The sequence below is a fragment of the Ruegeria sp. CG1 genome, from assembly GCF_056537265.1.
On the sequence record NZ_JBQFRF010000031.1, the window covers coordinates 1 to 615 of the forward strand.

Annotated in this window: 1 protein-coding gene; it reads left to right on the forward strand. The window is 54.0% G+C overall.

Going from position 1 to position 615, the window contains the following annotated elements:
- Positions 1–37: 37 nt before the first annotated feature.
- On the forward strand, positions 38–615 hold a 578-nt coding region (locus ACR0AU_RS21965; RefSeq protein WP_480796333.1), incomplete at its 3' end, for an EamA family transporter.

The window sequence follows — 615 nt, forward strand, 5'->3', positions numbered from 1 at the left end:
TAAAGACGAAAATGCAAATGCGTGATAGCTCCAGATTATGGCCACGACATCTGCGCGAAATCGACCATCCATCCCTTATGCATTTGCCGTTTTGGGTGTTCTTTTTGCTTCAATCTGTTTCGGGCTGGTTCCCTATTTCAGCCGCAGCCTGACCGAACAGGGTGTTGCACCCTATGCGGTCGCATTCTACCGCTACATTGTTGCGGCTCTTCTTCTGCTTCCTGTTCTCATCTTGCACCGAAAAGAATGGCGAGAGATCACTTGGGGCCTTTCAGCCGGAGCCGTAATGGGGCTTGGTTGGATCGGATATGTAACGGCGCTGGAGAAGCTGCCCGCATCGACAGTGGGTGTGCTTTACATGACCTATCCGGTGTTCACCTTGGTAATTGCTTGGGCTGTGTTTGGAGATGCACCCACGCGACGCGCCATGTTGGCCGCTAGTCTGATTGTGGTGGCAGCTGTCATTGCTGGCTCGCCCGCGTCAGTGGCTGCGGAACATCTACCAACGCTGCTGCTATCCCTTGCCGCCCCATTTGGGTTTGGCTTCGGAATTTGCGTCCTGGTACACAGGTTGTCACGGATTGCGCCATTGGCACGTATCGCGTCAGTTTCTCT